16 protein-coding genes are annotated in these 17,403 nt (G+C 54.5%); 15 read left to right on the forward strand and 1 reads right to left on the reverse strand.

Translation table 11 applies throughout. The features are described 5' to 3' along the window. The first annotated feature begins 15 nt into the window (after positions 1-15). The 13 genes from mutL to C7820_RS04075 all read left to right on the forward strand — a co-directional run bounded on the left by mutL (position 16) and on the right by C7820_RS04075 (position 14,362). Positions 16-2,106, forward strand: coding sequence for a DNA mismatch repair endonuclease MutL (gene mutL, locus C7820_RS04015; RefSeq protein ID WP_116229845.1), 2,091 nt, complete (start codon positions 16-18; stop codon positions 2,104-2,106). A 138-nt stretch (positions 2,107-2,244) separates the two neighbouring features. Next, entirely contained in the window at positions 2,245-3,036 is a 792-nt protein-coding gene (locus C7820_RS04020) for a class I SAM-dependent methyltransferase (RefSeq protein ID WP_116229846.1), read from the forward strand. Beyond that, positions 3,026-4,006 carry a tRNA (adenosine(37)-N6)-dimethylallyltransferase MiaA gene (miaA, locus tag C7820_RS04025; protein WP_116231623.1) on the forward strand — a complete coding sequence of 327 codons (981 nt, stop codon included), beginning with the start codon at positions 3,026-3,028 and terminating at the stop codon, positions 4,004-4,006. Before C7820_RS04020 ends, miaA begins: the two co-directional genes overlap by 11 nt. Before the next feature lie 19 nt (positions 4,007-4,025). Beyond that, positions 4,026-4,265: an RNA chaperone Hfq gene (gene hfq / locus C7820_RS04030; protein ID WP_076171204.1), complete on the forward strand. Its 240-nt coding sequence runs from the start codon at positions 4,026-4,028 to the stop codon at positions 4,263-4,265. A 190-nt stretch (positions 4,266-4,455) separates the two neighbouring features. Next, positions 4,456-7,155, forward strand: a complete 2,700-nt coding sequence (locus C7820_RS04035) for a penicillin-binding protein 1A (protein WP_116229847.1) — start codon at positions 4,456-4,458, stop codon at positions 7,153-7,155. A 140-nt stretch (positions 7,156-7,295) separates the two neighbouring features. Continuing rightward, complete coding sequence (locus C7820_RS04040; protein ID WP_116229848.1) at positions 7,296-7,853, forward strand: ribonuclease FAU-1 family protein; 558 nt, start codon at positions 7,296-7,298, stop codon at positions 7,851-7,853. Beyond that, the gene (locus C7820_RS04045; protein WP_116229849.1) at positions 7,850-8,506 is read left to right on the forward strand and encodes a YdcF family protein; all 657 of its coding nucleotides are present in this window, start codon (positions 7,850-7,852) and stop codon (positions 8,504-8,506) included. The genes C7820_RS04040 and C7820_RS04045 overlap by 4 nt, the downstream gene beginning before the upstream one ends. Positions 8,507-8,590: 84 nt before the next feature. Continuing rightward, positions 8,591-9,589 carry an AAA family ATPase gene (locus C7820_RS04050; RefSeq protein WP_116229850.1) on the forward strand — a complete coding sequence of 333 codons (999 nt, stop codon included), beginning with the start codon at positions 8,591-8,593 and terminating at the stop codon, positions 9,587-9,589. A gap of 48 nt (positions 9,590-9,637) precedes the next feature. Beyond that, a complete protein-coding gene (hflX, locus tag C7820_RS04055) occupies positions 9,638-10,942 on the forward strand; it encodes a GTPase HflX (RefSeq protein ID WP_116229851.1) in 1,305 nt (434 codons plus the stop codon). Positions 10,943-10,964: 22 nt separating this feature from the next. Next, positions 10,965-12,218, forward strand: coding sequence for a methionine gamma-lyase family protein (locus tag C7820_RS04060; RefSeq protein WP_116229852.1), 1,254 nt, complete (start codon positions 10,965-10,967; stop codon positions 12,216-12,218). An 87-nt stretch (positions 12,219-12,305) separates the two neighbouring features. Continuing rightward, positions 12,306-12,719: a MerR family transcriptional regulator gene (locus C7820_RS04065; protein WP_076171220.1), complete on the forward strand. Its 414-nt coding sequence runs from the start codon at positions 12,306-12,308 to the stop codon at positions 12,717-12,719. Positions 12,720-12,752: 33 nt separating this feature from the next. Next, entirely contained in the window at positions 12,753-14,081 is a 1,329-nt protein-coding gene (gene glnA, locus C7820_RS04070) for a type I glutamate--ammonia ligase (protein WP_076171222.1), read from the forward strand. A 155-nt stretch (positions 14,082-14,236) separates the two neighbouring features. Beyond that, entirely contained in the window at positions 14,237-14,362 is a 126-nt protein-coding gene (locus tag C7820_RS04075; RefSeq protein WP_094596460.1) for a sporulation protein YjcZ, read from the forward strand. Between the two features lie 86 nt (positions 14,363-14,448). Here C7820_RS04075 and C7820_RS04080 read toward each other — a convergent pair whose 3' ends face one another. After that, on the reverse strand, positions 14,449-14,832 hold the full coding sequence (locus C7820_RS04080; protein ID WP_116229853.1) for a DUF1259 domain-containing protein: 384 nt from the start codon (positions 14,830-14,832) through the stop codon (positions 14,449-14,451). A gap of 220 nt (positions 14,833-15,052) precedes the next feature. On the opposite strand from C7820_RS04080, the gene catA reads away from it, so the two are divergent. Together catA and C7820_RS04090 are read left to right on the forward strand one after the other, a co-directional pair. Further along, entirely contained in the window at positions 15,053-15,703 is a 651-nt protein-coding gene (gene catA, locus C7820_RS04085) for a type A chloramphenicol O-acetyltransferase (RefSeq protein WP_116229854.1), read from the forward strand. Positions 15,704-15,930: 227 nt separating this feature from the next. Beyond that, positions 15,931-17,283 (forward strand): extracellular solute-binding protein, encoded by a 1,353-nt coding sequence (locus C7820_RS04090; protein ID WP_116229855.1) that lies wholly within the window; start codon positions 15,931-15,933, stop codon positions 17,281-17,283. The last annotated feature ends 120 nt before the right edge of the window (positions 17,284-17,403 follow it).

Raw genomic sequence — 17,403 nt, forward strand, 5'->3', positions numbered from 1 at the left:
AATGGGGGGAACGGTATGGCGAAAATTCGTGTTTTAGACGAGCACATAGCCAACCAGATAGCGGCCGGTGAAGTGGTTGAGCGTCCCGCCTCGGTTGTCAAAGAACTGGTGGAGAACGCCATTGATGCCGGAAGCTCTCGGATTGAGGTCACGGTAGAGGAGGGCGGGCTTGAAAGCATACGCGTAACCGACGACGGCTCGGGGATCGAACCGGAAGACGTTAGCACCGCCTTTTACCGCCATGCGACGAGCAAAATCGAAAACAGCAGGGATCTGTTCAACATCACGAGCCTCGGGTTCCGCGGCGAGGCGCTGCCGAGCATCGCCGCCGTGGCCAAAGTGGAATTGGTCACGGCGAGCGCCGATAACGGACTTGGGCGGCGAATCGTCATCGAAGGCGGCAGGCTCGTGACCGAAGAGGACACGGCGGCGCCGAAGGGAACCGACTTGACGGTCCGGGAGCTCTTCTACAACACGCCGGCCCGGTTGAAATATATGAAGACGATCCAGACGGAGCTGGGGCATATTTCCGATTACATGTACCGCATTGCCCTGTCGCATCCGGGGATCGCGATTACGCTGCGGCATAACGGAAACGTGCTGCTGCAGACCGTCGGGAACGGGGATCTGCTGCAGGTGGTCGCCGCCATATACGGCCGGCAGGCCGCCAAGGCGCTGCTGCCGATTCATGCGGAGAACCTGGATTTTACGATCGACGGGTACGTCAGCCGTCCGGATTGGACCCGTTCGAACCGGAACGGGATCTCGATCATCGTCAACGGGCGATACATCCGCAGCTACGGCCTGAATCAGGCCATTCAACGGGCGTACCATACGCTGCTGCCGATCAACCGCTACCCGCTCGCCGTCCTGGAAGTCAAGATGCATCCGTCCCTGGTGGACGTCAACGTGCATCCGGCCAAGCTGGAGGTGCGCTTCAGCAAAGAGCAGGAGCTGTTCCCGTTCGTGGAGAGCAGCATCCATCAGGTGCTCCGGCAGGAAGTGCTCATTCCGCAGCCGGTTAAGCAGAGCATCGGCGATAAGGATAAAGGATCGTTTATCCAGGAGCAGTTTCACTTCTCCAAAAGCCCTGCCTCGCAGGCCGGACCGATGGACGGGCTCATGGACGGCCGGGAAGCCCCGCTGCCGCAGGACCCCGGCCCAGCCGGCCACACCGGAAATTCGGACGCTAGCGGCTCCCTCAATCCGGTGAGCGCATCCGGCAGCCAGCCGGTGAAGTCGCCTCTGGCCGCCGGCACGGGCTTCTCCGGCCCGCGTGCACAGGCGCCGGCGCAGCAAGGGTATTCCGGTCAAAGCAGCCCGAATGCAGGAAGCGTGCGCAAGCCCGGTGAAGCTGCCTACGCGCAGCAAAAGCTTTCGTATTCTGCGCGTGAAACGGTTCGCGAAAACACGGTTCCCGGCTACCGGCTGAATTTGTCGCAGAGCGGGCGGGTATCGCAGAGCTCGAATCCGGCGCTCGCGAGTCGGCTGCTGGCGGGCACAGAGGCGCCGCCCGAAATTCCGCCTTTTCCGGAGCTGACGCTGATCGGCCAGCATCACGGGACGTACCTGATCGCCCAAAACGCGGACGGGCTGTTCCTGATCGACCAGCACGCAGCGCATGAGCGGATCAATTACGAATTCTATTACGAGAAATTCGGCCGTCCAGCCGATGCTTCCCAGGAGCTGCTGCTGCCGATCACGCTGGAGTTTACGCCGTCGGAGTCGGAGCAGCTGACACAGAAACTGCACTGGTTCGAGCAGGTCGGCGTATATCTGGAGCATTTCGGCGGGCAGACCTTCCGCGTGGTTTCCCATCCATACTGGTTCCCTAAAGGGGAGGAGAAAGCGCTGATCGAAGAGATGGCCGAATGGGTCCTCAGCGAGCGCAGCATCGACTTGGCCAAGCTCCGCGAGACGTCGTCCATTCTTTGCTCCTGCAAAGCTTCGATCAAGGCGAACCAGAAGCTGACCGAGCAGGAAGCGACGACGCTGCTGGACCGCCTTGCGGCATGCCGGCAGCCTTATACCTGCCCTCACGGGCGGCCGATCGTCGTTTCCTTTTCGACCTATGACCTGGAAAAGCTGTTTAAGCGCGTTATGTAACGCGGCAGGCGGTTCAACACAGCGGGCAGCGGAAAGTGACGGAGAGGGACGGTTCATAAAACGAATTAAGGTGTATAACTAAACCAACAGCGCATTTGCTTGGCTGGTGCCCGATTTTATACAGGATTGGAGATTGTCATGATTATTACGACGGGGGATAAAGCGGCTGAATCGATCGTAGGCAGGGCGGTCGCCCTGGCCAACGAGACGGGGGGCAAATATGTCCCGAGAAGCCACACCCCATTAACAAGAATGGCCAAAATGCACGGCGATGACGAAATCATCGTCGTGCTGGACGGCGGAGCGAGGCTTGTCAGGCCGGGAAGTCCGCCGATGGAGTTTCATCCCAGCATGGGCTTTGTCCGCGCCAAGCGGCTGCTCAAGGGCGAGAGCGACCCGATGCTGGACGCGGCGTCGATGACTGCGGGGGACACGGTGCTCGACTGTACGGCCGGCCTCGGGTCGGATTCGCTCGTCTTTGCGGTCCACGGAGGGCCCGGTGCACATGTCACAGTGGTTGAAAGCTCGCCGGCACTGGCGGCGATGCTTGCCGAAGGGCTGGCTCACTACCGTTCCGGCCTGGCTGAGGTGGATGACGCCATGCGCCGGATCCGGGTGGCCTGCGGCCATCATCTGGACGTGCTGCGCAAGCAGCCGGACAACAGCGTGGACATCGTATACTTCGACCCGATGTTCCGCGAGCCGCTGATGGATTCTTCGTCCATCAGCCCGCTGCGCGCGTTTGCCAACAGCGACCCGCTGCAGCCGGAGAGCATCCGCGAAGCCGTCCGGGTTGCTCGCAAGACCGTTGTGCTGAAGGAGAAAAAAGGCAGCGGCGAATTTGCCCGTCTCGGCTTCGTGCCGATCGACCGGCCGCATTCAAAAATTTCGTATGGAGTGATATGTGTTGACCGACCGCTTGACAACTGAGACGAAGCCGCGACTGCTGGTGCTGATCGGCCCCACCGCCGTCGGCAAAACCAAAATGAGCATTGAGATCGCCAAGGCGCTGGGCTGCGAGATCATCTCCGGGGATTCCATGCAGGTCTACCGCCAGATGGACATCGGGACCGCCAAAATTACCAAAGAAGAGATGCAGGGCATCCCGCATCACCTGATCGACATACACGAGCCGGACGAAGCCTACTCGGTCGCCGAGTTTCAGGAAGAATGCTCCCGGCTGATCGCAGATATCCATTCCAGGGGCAAGCTGCCTTTTATCGTCGGGGGAACAGGTCTGTACGTCGAATCGGTCTGCTATGGTTTTCAGTTTGCCGAAGCGGGGGAGGACAAGGCGTTCAGGCAGGAACAGGCCGACTATGCGGAGCGTTACGGTGCCGAGGCACTTCATGCCAGGCTGGCGGAAGTCGACCCGGAGAGCGCCCTGAGGCTGCATCCCCATGACCAAAGGCGCATTATCCGGGCGCTTGAGATCTATCATTTGACGGGTATCCCTCTTTCGGCCCAGTTGAAGAGCCAAACCCGGGAATCACCGTATCAATTATGCCTGGTCGGTTTGACAATGGATAGGCAAATGCTATATAAACGTATTGAAGCCCGTATCGATGAGATGCTGGAGCAGGGTTTGGTAGAAGAGGTTTCTTCTCTGCTGGATAAGGGCTACGGACCGGATCTGGTCTCGATGCAGGGACTGGGTTACAAACAGATCATCTCATATTTGCAGGGTGAAGCTACCCTGGAAGAGGCTGTTGCCATTTTGAAGAGAGATACGCGCAGGTTTGCCAAACGCCAGCTGTCCTGGTTCCGCCACATGAAGGAAATTCAGTGGGTGGACGTCACGGACACGGGAAATTTTCTCGCGAATTTCGCCGCAATCCGTGATATAATAGCAGGAAAGTTTCTCTTAAATCTTGAATATACTTCAAAACAATCTAATTGAATCGTTGGGGGTACGGCTAATGAACAAATCCATCAATATCCAAGATACATTTTTAAACCAGCTTCGCAAAGAAAACATCCCTGTCACCATTTTTCTTGTGAACGGATTTCAAATCAGAGGCTTAATCAAGGCGTTTGACAACTTCACCGTCGTGGTGGATACGGACGGCAAGCAGCAAATGCTGTTCAAGCATGCGATTTCAACGGTTACGCCTCAACGCAATGTATCCCTGATGCAGGAAACCCAGAACGAGGTATAATTTAACAGGACAAGCCTCATAGCTGAAACTTTTTCAAATGACTTTCGTTAAAGAGTATAGGATGGCGGGGATGCGGATAAATCCGTTATAGACGTTCATTCTGTAAGCATAGGAAATGGAGCGGAGCAACCTGCAAGGGTTGTTCTTTTCATTCCGAGCTTAGAAATCAAAAGGGAGTCAGGAGGGTACCATGGACAACAACAAGCTGTCGAGGTCTGATAGAAACAAAGAACAGCCCAAGACAATGAAAAAGACAACCAAGAATAAGAAGAAAAAAATATCCGGAAAGCGCGTGTTTTGGACGTTATTTTTCACCTGTGCATTTGCTATCTTCTGTGCGCTTGCCGGATATTTGTATATTACGGTCAACGGGGAGCGCCTGCTGCAGGCGAACAAGGATAAGCTGACCGTACACGAAACATCCAAGGTATTCGACCGCAACGGCAATCTGATGGGTGAGCTGTCCCTGCAGAAGAGCGATCCGGTCCAGAGCGAGGATATTCCGAAGCTGCTGAAGGAGGCTTTTGTGGCGACAGAGGACAAACGCTTCTATGAGCACAGCGGCGTCGATCTGTGGTCGATCGGCCGGGCGGCCGTCAAGGACATCATTGCCAGATCCAAGGTCGAAGGCGGCAGTACCATTACGCAGCAGCTCGCCAAAAACATTTTTCTGACCCGGGACAAAACCTTCTTCCGGAAGGCGACTGAAGTGTCCATCGCCATGGCGCTGGAACGGAACAAGACAAAAGACGAAATCATTACGATGTATTTGAACCGTATTCCGTTCGGCGGGCAGATTTATGGCATTAAAGAAGCGTCAAAGTATTATTTCGGCAAAAGCAATTTGAATGATTTGAAATTGTGGGAGATGGCCACCTTGGCGGCCATGCCGAAGGGTCCTTCGAAATACAACCCGGTGCGCAATCCGGACTTGTCCATGCAGCGCCGCGCCGTCGTGCTGAACCTGATGGCCCAAGAAGGGTACATCACGCAGGAAGAGGCCGACGCCGCGAAAAAAGTCGAATATACGTATAAACCGCCGAAAAAACAGCAGCAGTACCAGAACTTCATGGACTACGTCATGAATGAGGCGGAAGAAGTCACCGGGCTCAGCGAAGACGATCTGAACATCGGTGGCTATAAAATTTATACGACGATGGACGCGAACGCCCAGAAAGTGCTGGAGAAAGAGTTTGCGGACGAATCGAACTTCGAGAAAAGCCCGGATGACCAGCCGGTGCAGGGCTCCATGGTCATCATGAACCAGGAGTCTGGTGCGCTCGTCGCCTTGCTAGGCGGACGGGATTATACGCGCGGCGGCTACAGCCGCGTCACGAACAGCCGCAGGCAGCCGGGGTCGGCCTTTAAGCCGATCGTATCGTACGCGCCTGCGCTGGAAAGCGGCAAGTTCGATATGTACTCATCGCTCAGCAACAAGAAGCAGTGCTTCGGCAGCTACTGCCCAGGCAACCTGCACGGATATTCGGATACGATCGGCATGGCCGAAGCGATCCAGAAATCCGAGAACATTCCGGCTGTATGGCTGCTGAACCAAATCGGGGTAAATACCGGCTTCAAATTCGCAGAATCCCTAGGCATTCAGCTGACCGAAGATGACAAGAACCTGGCGATGGCGCTCGGCGGTATCAGCAAGGGAACGAACACGCTGGAAATGGCTCAGGCGTACAGCGCCTTTGCCAACGGCGGCAAGATGAACGAGGCGTATTCGATCAAGAAGATCGTCGACAGCGACGAAAAGCCGGTTTATGAGCATAAAGACAGCGCCAAGAAAGTCATGAGCGAAAATACCGCATACCAAATGACCGAAATGATGAAAAAGGTCGTTGAAGACGGTACGGGCCGGAAAGCCAGAATCGACCGTCCGGTAGCAGGTAAGACAGGCACAACGCAAAGCGGTTATACCGGTGTCAAATCGAACCGCGACGTATGGTTCGTCGGCTACACGCCGGAACTGACCGCTGCGGTTTGGATGGGCTATGACAAGCCGGACAAAACGCATCTGCTGCACAACAGCAGTCCGCTGGCGGCGGCCTTCTGGGGTAAGGTCATGGACCAGGTCGTGAAGGACTTCCCTCAGAAGGAGTTCCCGGTTCCGGATAACGTCAAAGATCAGGAGCCGGTGAAGGAACCGGAGCAGGATCAGAACCAGGGCCACGTAAGCGGCTTGAGCGCCGATTACAACATCGACACCCAGACGGTCACGCTGGGCTGGAATGGCGTGGATTCCGGTAACGCCCAGTATCGTATCTATCGTAAAGAATCGTCCGAAGCGAACTACTCGCTGATTCTGGATGGCGTAGCAGGCACGACGGCCCAGGATATGGGAGCACTGCCGGGTATGACGTACGAATACTATGTCACGGCATACTTCCCGGATTCGGGTACCGAGTCGGATCCGTCCAATACGGTGCAGATCACGATCGATACACCGCCTGACGAACAAACCCCGCCTGATCAGAACAACGGAGATAACGGTCAGGACGGAAACGGTAATCCGGATAACGGCAATACCGACAACGGCCAGGGCGGAGACAACGGCGATATGGGTAACGGAAATGGGAGCGATAACGGCAACAATGGAAATTGGAATGACGGCGGCCCGGGCAATAACGGCAATGGAAACGGCAACGGGAACGGCGGTTCCAATGGCAACAACGGCAATGGCCATGGAGGCGGCGCCAATAGCGGCAGCGACGGCTCTAGCGGGGATACAACCGGCGATAGCGGCACAGGTACGATAACCCCGCCTGAGAACGGCGGAACGACCGACAACGGCAGCAGCGACGGAACCGGAAGCACCGACGGAACGACCTTCCAAAACCCGGGTGATTCCAGTTCCGGCAGCACAGGAACCGTGACCACTCCGTAACCGAATCGAATAAGTTTTGTTTTAGACCCCTTTCATTTAGGGGTCTTTTTTTTGCTGTCCGCACATCTGTCTGGCAATATTTTGAGTGTGATTCCCAAATGTGATAAGCTGAAGACACCATATTGGAGAGGGAATTTTCCATGAAACGAAAATTTGGAGATCGAGCGAACTGGCGCCGGATTTCCCGCCGCCGCTTCGCCTGCCGTTATGTTGAGAGCGACGCATTCACAGGCTATATTACGCTGTACACGATTTACAACCTGAAAGAGCCGCTCTGGAAAAACTACGGAAATCACACCTACCGCATCGCGGATAAAGGATACTCGTGGCTGCAGTACTTTCCCCATAACAGCCATTATATTGTCACGGCAATGTTCGATGAACGGAACGAAATCATCCAATGGTACATCGACACCTGCAAAACGCAGGGGGTCACGGAACAAGGCGTGCCTTGGTTTGACGATTTGTATCTGGATGTGGTCGTCCTTCGAAACGGAGAGGTGTTCCTGCTGGATGAGGACGAACTGGATGATGCGCTGACCCGAGGGGATATCACCAAGGAAGACTACCAATTGGCAATCTCAACGGCGAAGAACGTGATGAAAGCCATTGATGCGCATCAGTTTCCGTACTTCCTCATGTCCCTTGAGGACCGGAAGCGACTATTTGACAACGGTGAATTCCGGAGGAAGTCATGAACGCCCGCAGCGGGGGATCGGTGGTCGTAACCAAGCGTAAGAGAGTGTCCGTGCTTCGGAAGCTGCTGATTACCTTCGCCGTTCTGGTCCTGCTCGGACTGCTGTGGGTCGGGTATGCATGGCGGCTCATGAACGGGGCCCACAGCTCCGTACCGGCATCGGCAAGCGATGTCGGCATTATTCTCGGCGCATCGATGTGGGGGGACTCGCCGAGCCCCGGTCTCCGGGAACGCTTGGACGAAGGGCTCCGCCTCTATCAGGAAGGCAAGTTTCCGTATATTATCGTCACCGGCGGCCTGGACCGGGCGGATTACAAGTATACCGAAGCCGAAGGCATGCGGAATTACCTGGTGGACCACGGCGTGCCGGCATCGGCTATTATTCTGGAAAACAAGGCGACGAGTACCTATGAGAATTTGCTGTTCAGCCGGGAGATTATGAGAGAGCGGGGTTGGCAAAGCGCTGTCATCGTTACGCATCAATACCATGGCATGCGCTCATTGGACATTGCGAAATTTTTGGACTACACCCGACCTGCCCTTGGTTTAACAGAGTCCAGAACGCTGCAGATGAAGTATCACAAGCCCCGGGAAGTGCTGGCCTACACCAAATGGAAGCTGGATGAGCTGCTGCTGCTGACAGGCCTGAAATAGATGGGAAACTGCTAATAACGCCTGGGCAAGTAGAATACATTGAATAGAGAATACATCTCTGTAGATAAATGAGGTGATGGATGCATGAACGGGCGTATAGCGGCCGCGAACGGCCGGCCGGAGGGCAGGCCATCCAGACAAATCAATGTGATTTTGCGCAGCCAGGAGCCTCCTGTCGTCAGCAGTGCCGTTCCGGAGAAGGAACCGGTCTCTGCCCAGAAGAATACAGCTCAGCACAGCCTGTATCAGGAAATTCAAAAAGAGCTGGATCAGCTGGTAGGGCTGGACAGCATCAAGGATTTCGTGTTTGAAATTTACGCCATGCTCCAAATCGCCCATATGCGTCAGGAAGCGGGGCTGGCCAGCGGCGGACATGTATATCATATGGTGTTTAAAGGGAACCCCGGCACGGGTAAAACCACAGTAGCACGAATCATCGCCAAGCTGTTTCAAAAAATGGGGGTGCTGAGCAAAGGCCACCTGATCGAAGTGGAACGCGCCGACCTCGTCGGTGAGTATATTGGACATACCGCGCAGAAAACCAGGGACTTGGTCAAGAAAGCCCTTGGCGGCATTCTTTTTATCGATGAAGCGTACAGTCTGGCCAGAGGCGGCGAGAAGGATTTCGGCAAAGAGGCAATCGATACGCTGGTCAAGGCGATGGAAGACCACAAAAATCAGTTCATTCTGATTCTTGCCGGATATTCCGAGGAGATTGACTTTTTTCTGCAAACGAATCCGGGGCTGCCGTCGCGTTTTCCGATTCAGGTCGATTTCCCCGATTATACGATCGATCAGCTGATCCAGATCTCCGAGCTGATGGCCAAGGAGCGGGACTACATCCTGATGCCGCAGGCGATACTAAAATTGAGGCAGCACCTGATTCAGGAGAAAGGCGAAAGCGAGCACGCCTTCAGCAATGCGAGGTACGTACGCAACACGATCGAGAAGTCCATCCGGAATCAGGCTGTGCGGCTGCTGAATCATTATGCGCACAGCAACCCGGGTAAGCTGGAGCTGATGACGCTCCGGACCGAGGATTTTAAGCTGGAAGCCAAAGGCGCGCCCGGCAGTTTGAACTGATCTTTATTTTGCAGCAATGGACGCTGAAGCGAAAAGGAGCAGATCATCATGGCAAACCAAACGTATGACACGAATCATGAAATTCCGGACCGGGCCGTACTGGTCAGCCTGGTGACCGACGAGGTGAAGAGATCCGGCATGAATACGGAGCACTCGCTTCAAGAGCTCGTCCGGCTGGCCGAGACGGCCGGCGTGGAAGTGCTGGAAATGCTAGTGCAGAACCGGGATGTACCGGATGCGAGATGGTTTATCGGCAAGGGCAAGGTGGAAGAGCTGAAGCAGGTTCTGGAAATGCATGGCGGCAATACGGCCATCTTTGATCAGGAGCTCTCCGGCGCCCAGGTCCGGAATCTGGAGGAGGCCCTCGATGCCAAAATCATCGACCGCACCCAGCTTATCCTGGATATCTTCGCCCAGCGCGCCAAAACGCGCGAAGGGATTATCCAGGTGGAGCTGGCTCAGCTGACGTACCTGCTGCCACGGCTGTCCGGACACGGCAAAAACCTTTCCCGTCTCGGCGGGGGTATCGGGACGCGGGGACCGGGGGAAAGCAAGCTGGAAACCGACCGCCGGCACATCCGCGGTCGGATCGGCGACCTGAAACGCCAGCTTGAAGAGGTTACCAAGCACCGGAAGCTGCACCGCGGCCGCAGGCAGAAGAGCGGGGTGGTCCAGGTCGCGCTGGTGGGCTACACGAACGCGGGCAAGTCAACGCTGCTCAAACAGCTGACCAACGCTGACGTCTATATCGAAAACCAGCTGTTTGCGACGCTGGATCCGACCTCGCGCATCATGAAGCTGCCCGGCGGCAGCGAAGTGATCCTGACCGACACGGTCGGCTTCATCCAGAACCTCCCGCATGACCTCGTCGCCGCGTTCCGCGCCACGCTGGAGGAAGTGAATGAGGCCGATCTCGTGCTGCACGTCGTAGACGCATCGTCGGAGATGCGCGATGAACAAATGCGGGTGGTGGATTCCATTCTGGAAGAGCTGGGGGCGGCTGACAAGCCGCAGCTGATCCTTTTTAACAAAAAAGACGCCTGCACCCGGGAGCAGCTGGAGATGCTGCCATCCGGGACGGGTTATTTAAAAATCAGCGCTTTTGCGGAAGGAGATCTGCTGGCCGTTCGCGAAGCAGTACAGACGAGGCTGACGGGAGATACATTAACCTTCCGCGTACCTGCCGGACGCGGTGATATATTGTCCCAGCTGCACCGGGTCGGCGAAGTGATTGGCCAGGATGCCGACAATGATGATATGATTTATACGGTGCAGGTGCACAAGCCTGACTATGAGAAGTACGGTTACATCGTAGAGAGCTTTAAAGAACAGGTCAGACCTTCTGACCAATGAGAAGTGAGGAGAAACCGGGAACATGGTAACATTTGCAGACGAACTAATACAGTGGAAAGATACAGCCGAGCGGCGGATCGAAGATCAGCTCCGGATGGTGGACGGAATCGTGGACCATAATCAGTGGAAGGTCATCGAAGCGTTCCAGCGCCATCAGGTGAGCGATTTTCATTTCGCCGGCTCAACCGGTTATGCCTATAACGACCGAGGAAGAGAAGTGCTTGACTTGGTGTATGCGGACGTATTCGGAGCCGAAGCCGCTCTGGTACGCCCGCATTTTGCTTCCGGGACCCATACGATTTCAACAGCCTTGTTCGGGATGCTCCGCCCTGGCGACGAGCTGTTCTACATTACCGGACGGCCGTACGATACATTACATAAGGTGATCGGCCGCAAAGGGGATGGTACGGGCTCCCTGGCCGATTTCGGGATTACTTACCGCGAAGCTGCCTTGACTGCGTCAGGAGACGTAGACTGGGAGGCTGTAGAAGCCGGCATTTCCGGCTCAACGAAGGTGATCGGCATCCAGCGGTCGCGCGGGTATGACTGGCGTTCCTCGTTCACGGTGGAGCAGATTGGCGAAATGGTCCGGCGCGTGAAGCAAATCAAGCCGGATGTGATCGTGTTCGTGGACAACTGCTACGGCGAATTTACGGAGGAAATAGAGCCGACGCAGGTCGGAGTAGATCTGATGGCGGGCTCGCTGATCAAAAACCCCGGCGGGGGTATTGCCGAAACCGGCGGCTATATTTGCGGCAGACAAGCCCTCGTTGATCTTGCAGCCTATCGGCTGACCGCCCCGGGCATCGGCGGTGAGGTGGGAGCGATGCTGGGAGCGACCCGGGGGATTTACCAGGGTCTCTTCCTGGCGCCGACGCTCGTGGGACAAGCGGTCAAGGGCAGCATTTTCGCAGCCGCGATGTTTGAGCAGGCGGGGTTCGAGAGCAAGCCGGCATGGAACGAGAAGCGCACCGACCTGATCCAGGCCATTTCCTTTACCGGACCGGATCATTTGATCGCTTTCGTCCAGGGGATCCAGCGCGCGGCAGCGGTCGACAGCCACGTCGTTCCGGAGCCGTGGGACATGCCCGGCTACGAGCATCCGGTCATTATGGCTGCCGGGACGTTCATTCAAGGGGGAAGCCTGGAGTTGTCTGCAGACGCGCCGATCCGGGAGCCTTATATCGGATACATGCAGGGCGGACTCACCTATTCACACGTCAAATATGGCGTAATGATGGCGTTACAGACGATGAAAAATCGAAAATTATTGTAAGTTTATCTGACACGTTATTGACGTGTGATATCATGAAATGTACAATGGAACATGAGAAATAGTTCATGTGGAAGGTTGAGATGAGTCATGGGTGATGAAATTCGCAGAAACATGGCATTATTCCCGATAGGTATCGTCATGAAGCTGACCGATTTGTCCGCGCGGCAGATCCGGTATTACGAACAGCACAATTTGATCGTGCCTGCGCGCACCTCCGGCAACCAGCGGTTGTTCTCGTTTAACGATGTGGAGAGATTGCTGGAGATTAAGGCGCTCATTGAGAAGGGCGTCAACATCGCGGGAATCAAGCAGGTCATGAATCCTGTGTCCAAAGAGTCTGAGGAAGCCACTGTCCTTAATGCCGACACCGAGGTAAAGCGCAGAGAACTGTCGGAATCTCAGCTGCACCGATTGCTGAAGCAGCAGCTGGTATCTGGTAAGAGACCGGGTCAGGTCTCATTGATTCAAGGCGAGCTGTCCCGGTTTTTTAATAAAAAATAACAGGAATCACATGTGAGAAAGGGAGAGGATATCGTGAGTTATACTAAAGAGGATATTCTGCGTATTGCGGAGGAAGAGAACGTCCGTTTTATCCGTCTTCAATTCACGGACTTGCTGGGAACGATCAAAAATGTGGAAATTCCCGTCAGCCAGCTGAAGAAGGCGCTCGACAATAAAATGATGTTCGATGGATCTTCCATCGAAGGGTATGTGCGCATCGAGGAATCCGATATGTACCTGTATCCGGATTTGGACACTTGGGTCATTTTCCCTTGGGTGACGGAAGACCGCGTTGCGCGTCTCATCTGTGACATTTATATGCCGGACGGCACTCCGTTTGCCGGAGACCCTCGCGGTATTCTGAAACGCAACCTGAAAGAAGCGGAAGCGATGGGCTACACGTCCATGAACGTAGGTCCGGAGCCGGAATTTTTCCTGTTCAAGACCGACGAGAAAGGCAATCCGACGACGGAACTGAACGACCAGGGTGGATATTTTGACCTGGCCCCGACTGACCTCGGCGAGAACTGCCGCCGCGAGATCGTATTGACGCTGGAAGAAATGGGATTTGAAATCGAGGCTTCCCACCACGAAGTGGCGCCGGGACAGCACGAGATCGACTTTAAATACGAGAACGCCGTGAAGGCAGCGGACCAGATCCAAACGTTCAAACTGGTCGTTAAAACGATTGCCCGTCAGCATGGTCTGCATGCGACCTTTATGCCGAAGCCGCTGTTCGGCGTGAACGGTTCCGGTATGCACTGCCACCAGTCGCTGTTTAAAGGCAACGAGAACGCCTTCTACGACGAGTCCGACGAGCTGGGCCTGAGCGCCACCGCCCGCTATTACATGGCAGGCGTGCTGAAGCATGCCCGCGCCATGGCAGCCATCACGAACCCGACGGTCAATTCTTACAAGCGCCTCGTTCCAGGTTATGAAGCTCCGTGCTACGTGGCTTGGTCCGGCAGCAACCGCAGCCCGATGATCCGGATTCCGGCTTCCCGCGGTTTGAGCACACGCGTTGAAGTTCGTAACCCGGATCCTGCAGCGAACCCGTACCTGGCGCTTGCCGTTATGCTGAGAGCCGGCCTTGACGGCATCAGCAACGAGCTGAAGCTCCCGGCGCCGATCGACCGCAACATCTACGTGATGTCCGAAGAAGAGCGCATTGAAGAAGGCATCCCAAGCCTGCCGGCCGACCTGAAGGAAGCCCTCGGCGAACTCATCCGCGATGAAGTCATCATCGACGCGCTCGGCGAGCATGCCCTGGCTCATTTCTACGAGCTGAAGGAAATCGAATGGGATATGTACCGCACACAAGTTCATCAATGGGAACGTGATCAATACATCACGCTGTACTAAGAATGGACAATCCCCTGCACCTGACCGGTGCGGGGGATTTTTTTAAGGCTGCCCGGCAGCTGCCCAATCTCACGGTTCTTGCCATTTAGCCTATACCTCTATATGCTTTTCGCCATATGAATATGGTGTACCTTATAAATCAAGGAGGTTATCACATGAGCGATGGCGTTGGAGGCGTTGGAGTAGGATACGGTTATGGTGGTTTGTGGGGCGGAGGCGTAGGAGCAATCCTGGTCCTCTTCATCCTGCTGGTCATCATCACGAGAGCCTTTATTTACTAAAATAAAGGGTTCTGAAAGCCCGTTGGCATCTGCCGGCGGGCTTTTCTTCTCGGAACTGGCATCATCCTTTCAGCGATGCACACAGATCACTTTTTCAGCACATTTAAAGCCGCTCTTAATTTTCTGGCAAACGTAACGGGGTTCTCGACGGTTTCCAAATGAAGGTACATCAACCTCGGCTTTTCAAAGAGCCAGTGATTGTGGATAGCGGTCACTTTAAAACCTTGCTTGCGGGCGGCACTGGTAAAGCGCTGGACTTCCGACTGAAGCAGCGTGATTTCCGCTGTGTTGAGCGTTGTGCCGTTTTTCAAAGATTGGATCGTGATTTCGTGCTCGGTTTCATAGTTTCTGCCGAGGATTTTGGCATTCAGCTTTCTTTCGATCATGATGGAGCAGCTTTTTCCGTCCGACGTGCCTTTGCCCCCGAGAATGGCGGCCAATCGGTCGCACAGCGATTTGGAGATGTTCATAACCTGACTTCTCCTTTCATCTCTTGATGATCTAACTTATGTGAAACCGTGCTAGAAAGGGAAAGCAGGAGTCTATAACTCTATAAAATTGTTTTGTTGTCCAGCGAAATTGGATACAATGGCATAGTAACCAATCCTGTACATGGAGTGAGCGTCGTGGTGAAATCCGTTGATTTACCCTCCTAAAATCGCGAAATACACATTTTAGGAGGGTTCATACATGAAATTTATTCCGATCCAAACCGGGCAGTGGGACAGACAGCCTTATTTTGACCACTATTTCAAACAGAACCGGTGCACCTTCAGCATGACAGCCAACATCGAGATCACCTTGCTGCTGGGCGAGCTGAAGAAGAGGGGGATGAAGCTGTACCCCGCCTTTTTGTACATGCTGTCCAGAATCGTAAATGCGCATGTGGAGTTTCGGATGGATATTCGGGAGGAGCAGGTGGGCTACTGGGAGCAGATGAGTCCGTGTTATACGATTTTTCACCCGGAAAACCATACCTTCTCCGCGATCTGGACGGAGTACAGCAGCAGCTGCCGGAGCTTTATGGAACTTTACCGGGAGGATCAGCTCCGTTATGGGGAGAGCATGGGGCTGTTTACGAAAAAAGACATGCCGCCTCATACCTTCTCCGTATCCATGATTCCATGGGTCAGTTTTACCGGCTTTAACCTGAATCTGGATCATGGCGGAAGCTACCTGCTGCCGATCATCACGGGGGGCAAGTATTTTCGGGAAGGGAAGCACGTGCTGCTCCCGGTTTCGCTGCAGGTGCATCATGCCGTCTGTGACGGGTACCATGCCGGGATGTTTCTGCAAGAGCTGCAGCAGCTCGCCGACACCTGCACCGATTGGATGGATTGAGGGATGTACACGCTCTAAATGAGGATGAAAGGATTCTCAGGGGACCCTTACAGGGTTCCTTTTTTTGTCGATTGTTCAGCAATGCTTCGTTTTGTAATATTACATTGTCTGGGTCAATCATTTAAGGGACCTTTAGAAATTAAACCTATTTCCTGAATTTCTCACCTCCCTTTTCGAGTCGAATCGCGGCATAATGAACCCATACCAAACAAAAAGGGGATAACAAGATGGCAAAGATGTCGAAATTATTAAGCATCGTGCTTACAGGCACCTTGGCGCTTAGTCTTACGGCTTGTGGAAGCGGTAACAAGGAGGATTCTGGCAGCAGCGCATCGGGCGCGGCCGGATCCAACAGCAGCACATCCGACACATCGAAGGACAAGAACATTACGATTACTTTCCAAAACATCTATCCGGACCCGACGGATCCAAAGAACAAGATCATGAACAAGATTGTGGATCAGTATGAGAAGGATCATCCGAATATCAAAATCGAACTGGACTCGCTCAACACCGACCAGCAGAAGCTGAAGCTGAAAACGCAGGCGGCCTCCAAGGAAATTCCGGACATTACGGTCGTGAACCCTGCGGCGCAAATGCAGCCTTTTGTTGATGCCAAGCTGCTGGCTCCGCTTGATGACATGCTGGCCGAGAACGGTCTGAAGGACACGTTCCAGGACGGGCTGCTGGACTGGTACAGCTTTGACGGCAGTACTTATGCGGTACCCGACGGCAACAACATCGGCGTGGTGTACTACAATAAAGAACTGTTTGAAAAAGGCGGCGTGAAGGTTCCAAGCACGTTTGAGGAAATGGTCGACGTCGTCAAAACGCTCAAATCCAAAGGCATTCAGCCGATGGCAATCGGCGAGAAAGACACCTGGACCGGTTCGTTCCTGTTCATGAACATGCTGCTTCGCACGAACAACGGCCCTGGATTCCTGAAGGATGTCCTCGACAAGAAAAAGACGTTTGAAGATCCGGCCTTCGTTGAGGCGGTTGACGCATTCCAAAACCTCGTTCAAGCCGGAGCTTTCCAGGAAGGCGCAACCTCCTTCGATTACAACGCCGGCGAGAACCTGTTCAAAACCGGTAAAGCAGCCATGTACTACATGGGAACCTGGGCCACCGGCGGCATTGAATCGTCTTCCGTAAACGGCAAAGTCGGCGTCTTCAAATTCCCGACGATCGGCGGCAAAGGCAACCCGGACGAATTCATGCTGGCACCGGGCAGCGCGTTCGCGATTGCAGCAGACAGCAAGCATCTTGCAGAAACGAAGGAATTCCTCAATTACTTCATGCTGAACTTCCCGAAAGAAGCCTTTGAAGCTAAAGGCGCTGTCGGAATCGGCCAGAAAGTGGACGGCGACTTCAAGGCTGCAGGATATTCCGACATGGCGATGGACGTGCTGAACATGTTCAAGGAAGTCAAAGGCGGAGACCTGGCGTTTGATAACACAATGAATCCGGGCACGGCCCAGGTTCACCTCTCCAGCATTCAAAACCTGTTCGCTCAGAAGAAAAATTCGGCGGACGTGGCGAAAGAGCATCAAGCCGGGTTCGAAGATAACAATCAATAAACAACGGATACAGCTAGTTATAGAGAGAACAGGGATTAAACATGAAGGGGACGCATTTCGGATGCCGTTCCCTTCAATTCCCATGAGGAATATTGCAGCCAAGAAGGAGAAGGAGGAGAG

It is taken from the genome of Paenibacillus sp. VMFN-D1 (assembly GCF_003386155.1).
Lineage (GTDB): Bacteria > Bacillota > Bacilli > Paenibacillales > Paenibacillaceae > Paenibacillus_AQ > Paenibacillus_AQ favisporus.

Bases quoted from the DNA above. Each gene is read 5' to 3' on its own strand.
- mutL (WP_116229845.1), top strand. From the start codon at position 16: ATGGCGAAAATTCGTGTTTTAGACGAGCACATAGCCAACCAGATAGCG.
- C7820_RS04020 (WP_116229846.1), top strand. From the start codon at position 2,245: ATGATTATTACGACGGGGGATAAAGCGGCTGAATCGATCGTAGGCAGG.
- hfq (WP_076171204.1), top strand. From the start codon at position 4,026: ATGAACAAATCCATCAATATCCAAGATACATTTTTAAACCAGCTTCGC.
- C7820_RS04035 (WP_116229847.1), top strand. From the start codon at position 4,456: ATGGACAACAACAAGCTGTCGAGGTCTGATAGAAACAAAGAACAGCCC.
- C7820_RS04040 (WP_116229848.1), top strand. From the start codon at position 7,296: ATGAAACGAAAATTTGGAGATCGAGCGAACTGGCGCCGGATTTCCCGC.
- C7820_RS04045 (WP_116229849.1), top strand. From the start codon at position 7,850: ATGAACGCCCGCAGCGGGGGATCGGTGGTCGTAACCAAGCGTAAGAGA.
- C7820_RS04050 (WP_116229850.1), top strand. From the start codon at position 8,591: ATGAACGGGCGTATAGCGGCCGCGAACGGCCGGCCGGAGGGCAGGCCA.
- hflX (WP_116229851.1), top strand. From the start codon at position 9,638: ATGGCAAACCAAACGTATGACACGAATCATGAAATTCCGGACCGGGCC.
- C7820_RS04060 (WP_116229852.1), top strand. From the start codon at position 10,965: ATGGTAACATTTGCAGACGAACTAATACAGTGGAAAGATACAGCCGAG.
- C7820_RS04065 (WP_076171220.1), top strand. From the start codon at position 12,306: ATGGGTGATGAAATTCGCAGAAACATGGCATTATTCCCGATAGGTATC.
- C7820_RS04075 (WP_094596460.1), top strand. From the start codon at position 14,237: ATGAGCGATGGCGTTGGAGGCGTTGGAGTAGGATACGGTTATGGTGGT.
- C7820_RS04080 (WP_116229853.1), bottom strand. From the start codon at position 14,832: ATGAACATCTCCAAATCGCTGTGCGACCGATTGGCCGCCATTCTCGGG.
- catA (WP_116229854.1), top strand. From the start codon at position 15,053: ATGAAATTTATTCCGATCCAAACCGGGCAGTGGGACAGACAGCCTTAT.
- C7820_RS04090 (WP_116229855.1), top strand. From the start codon at position 15,931: ATGGCAAAGATGTCGAAATTATTAAGCATCGTGCTTACAGGCACCTTG.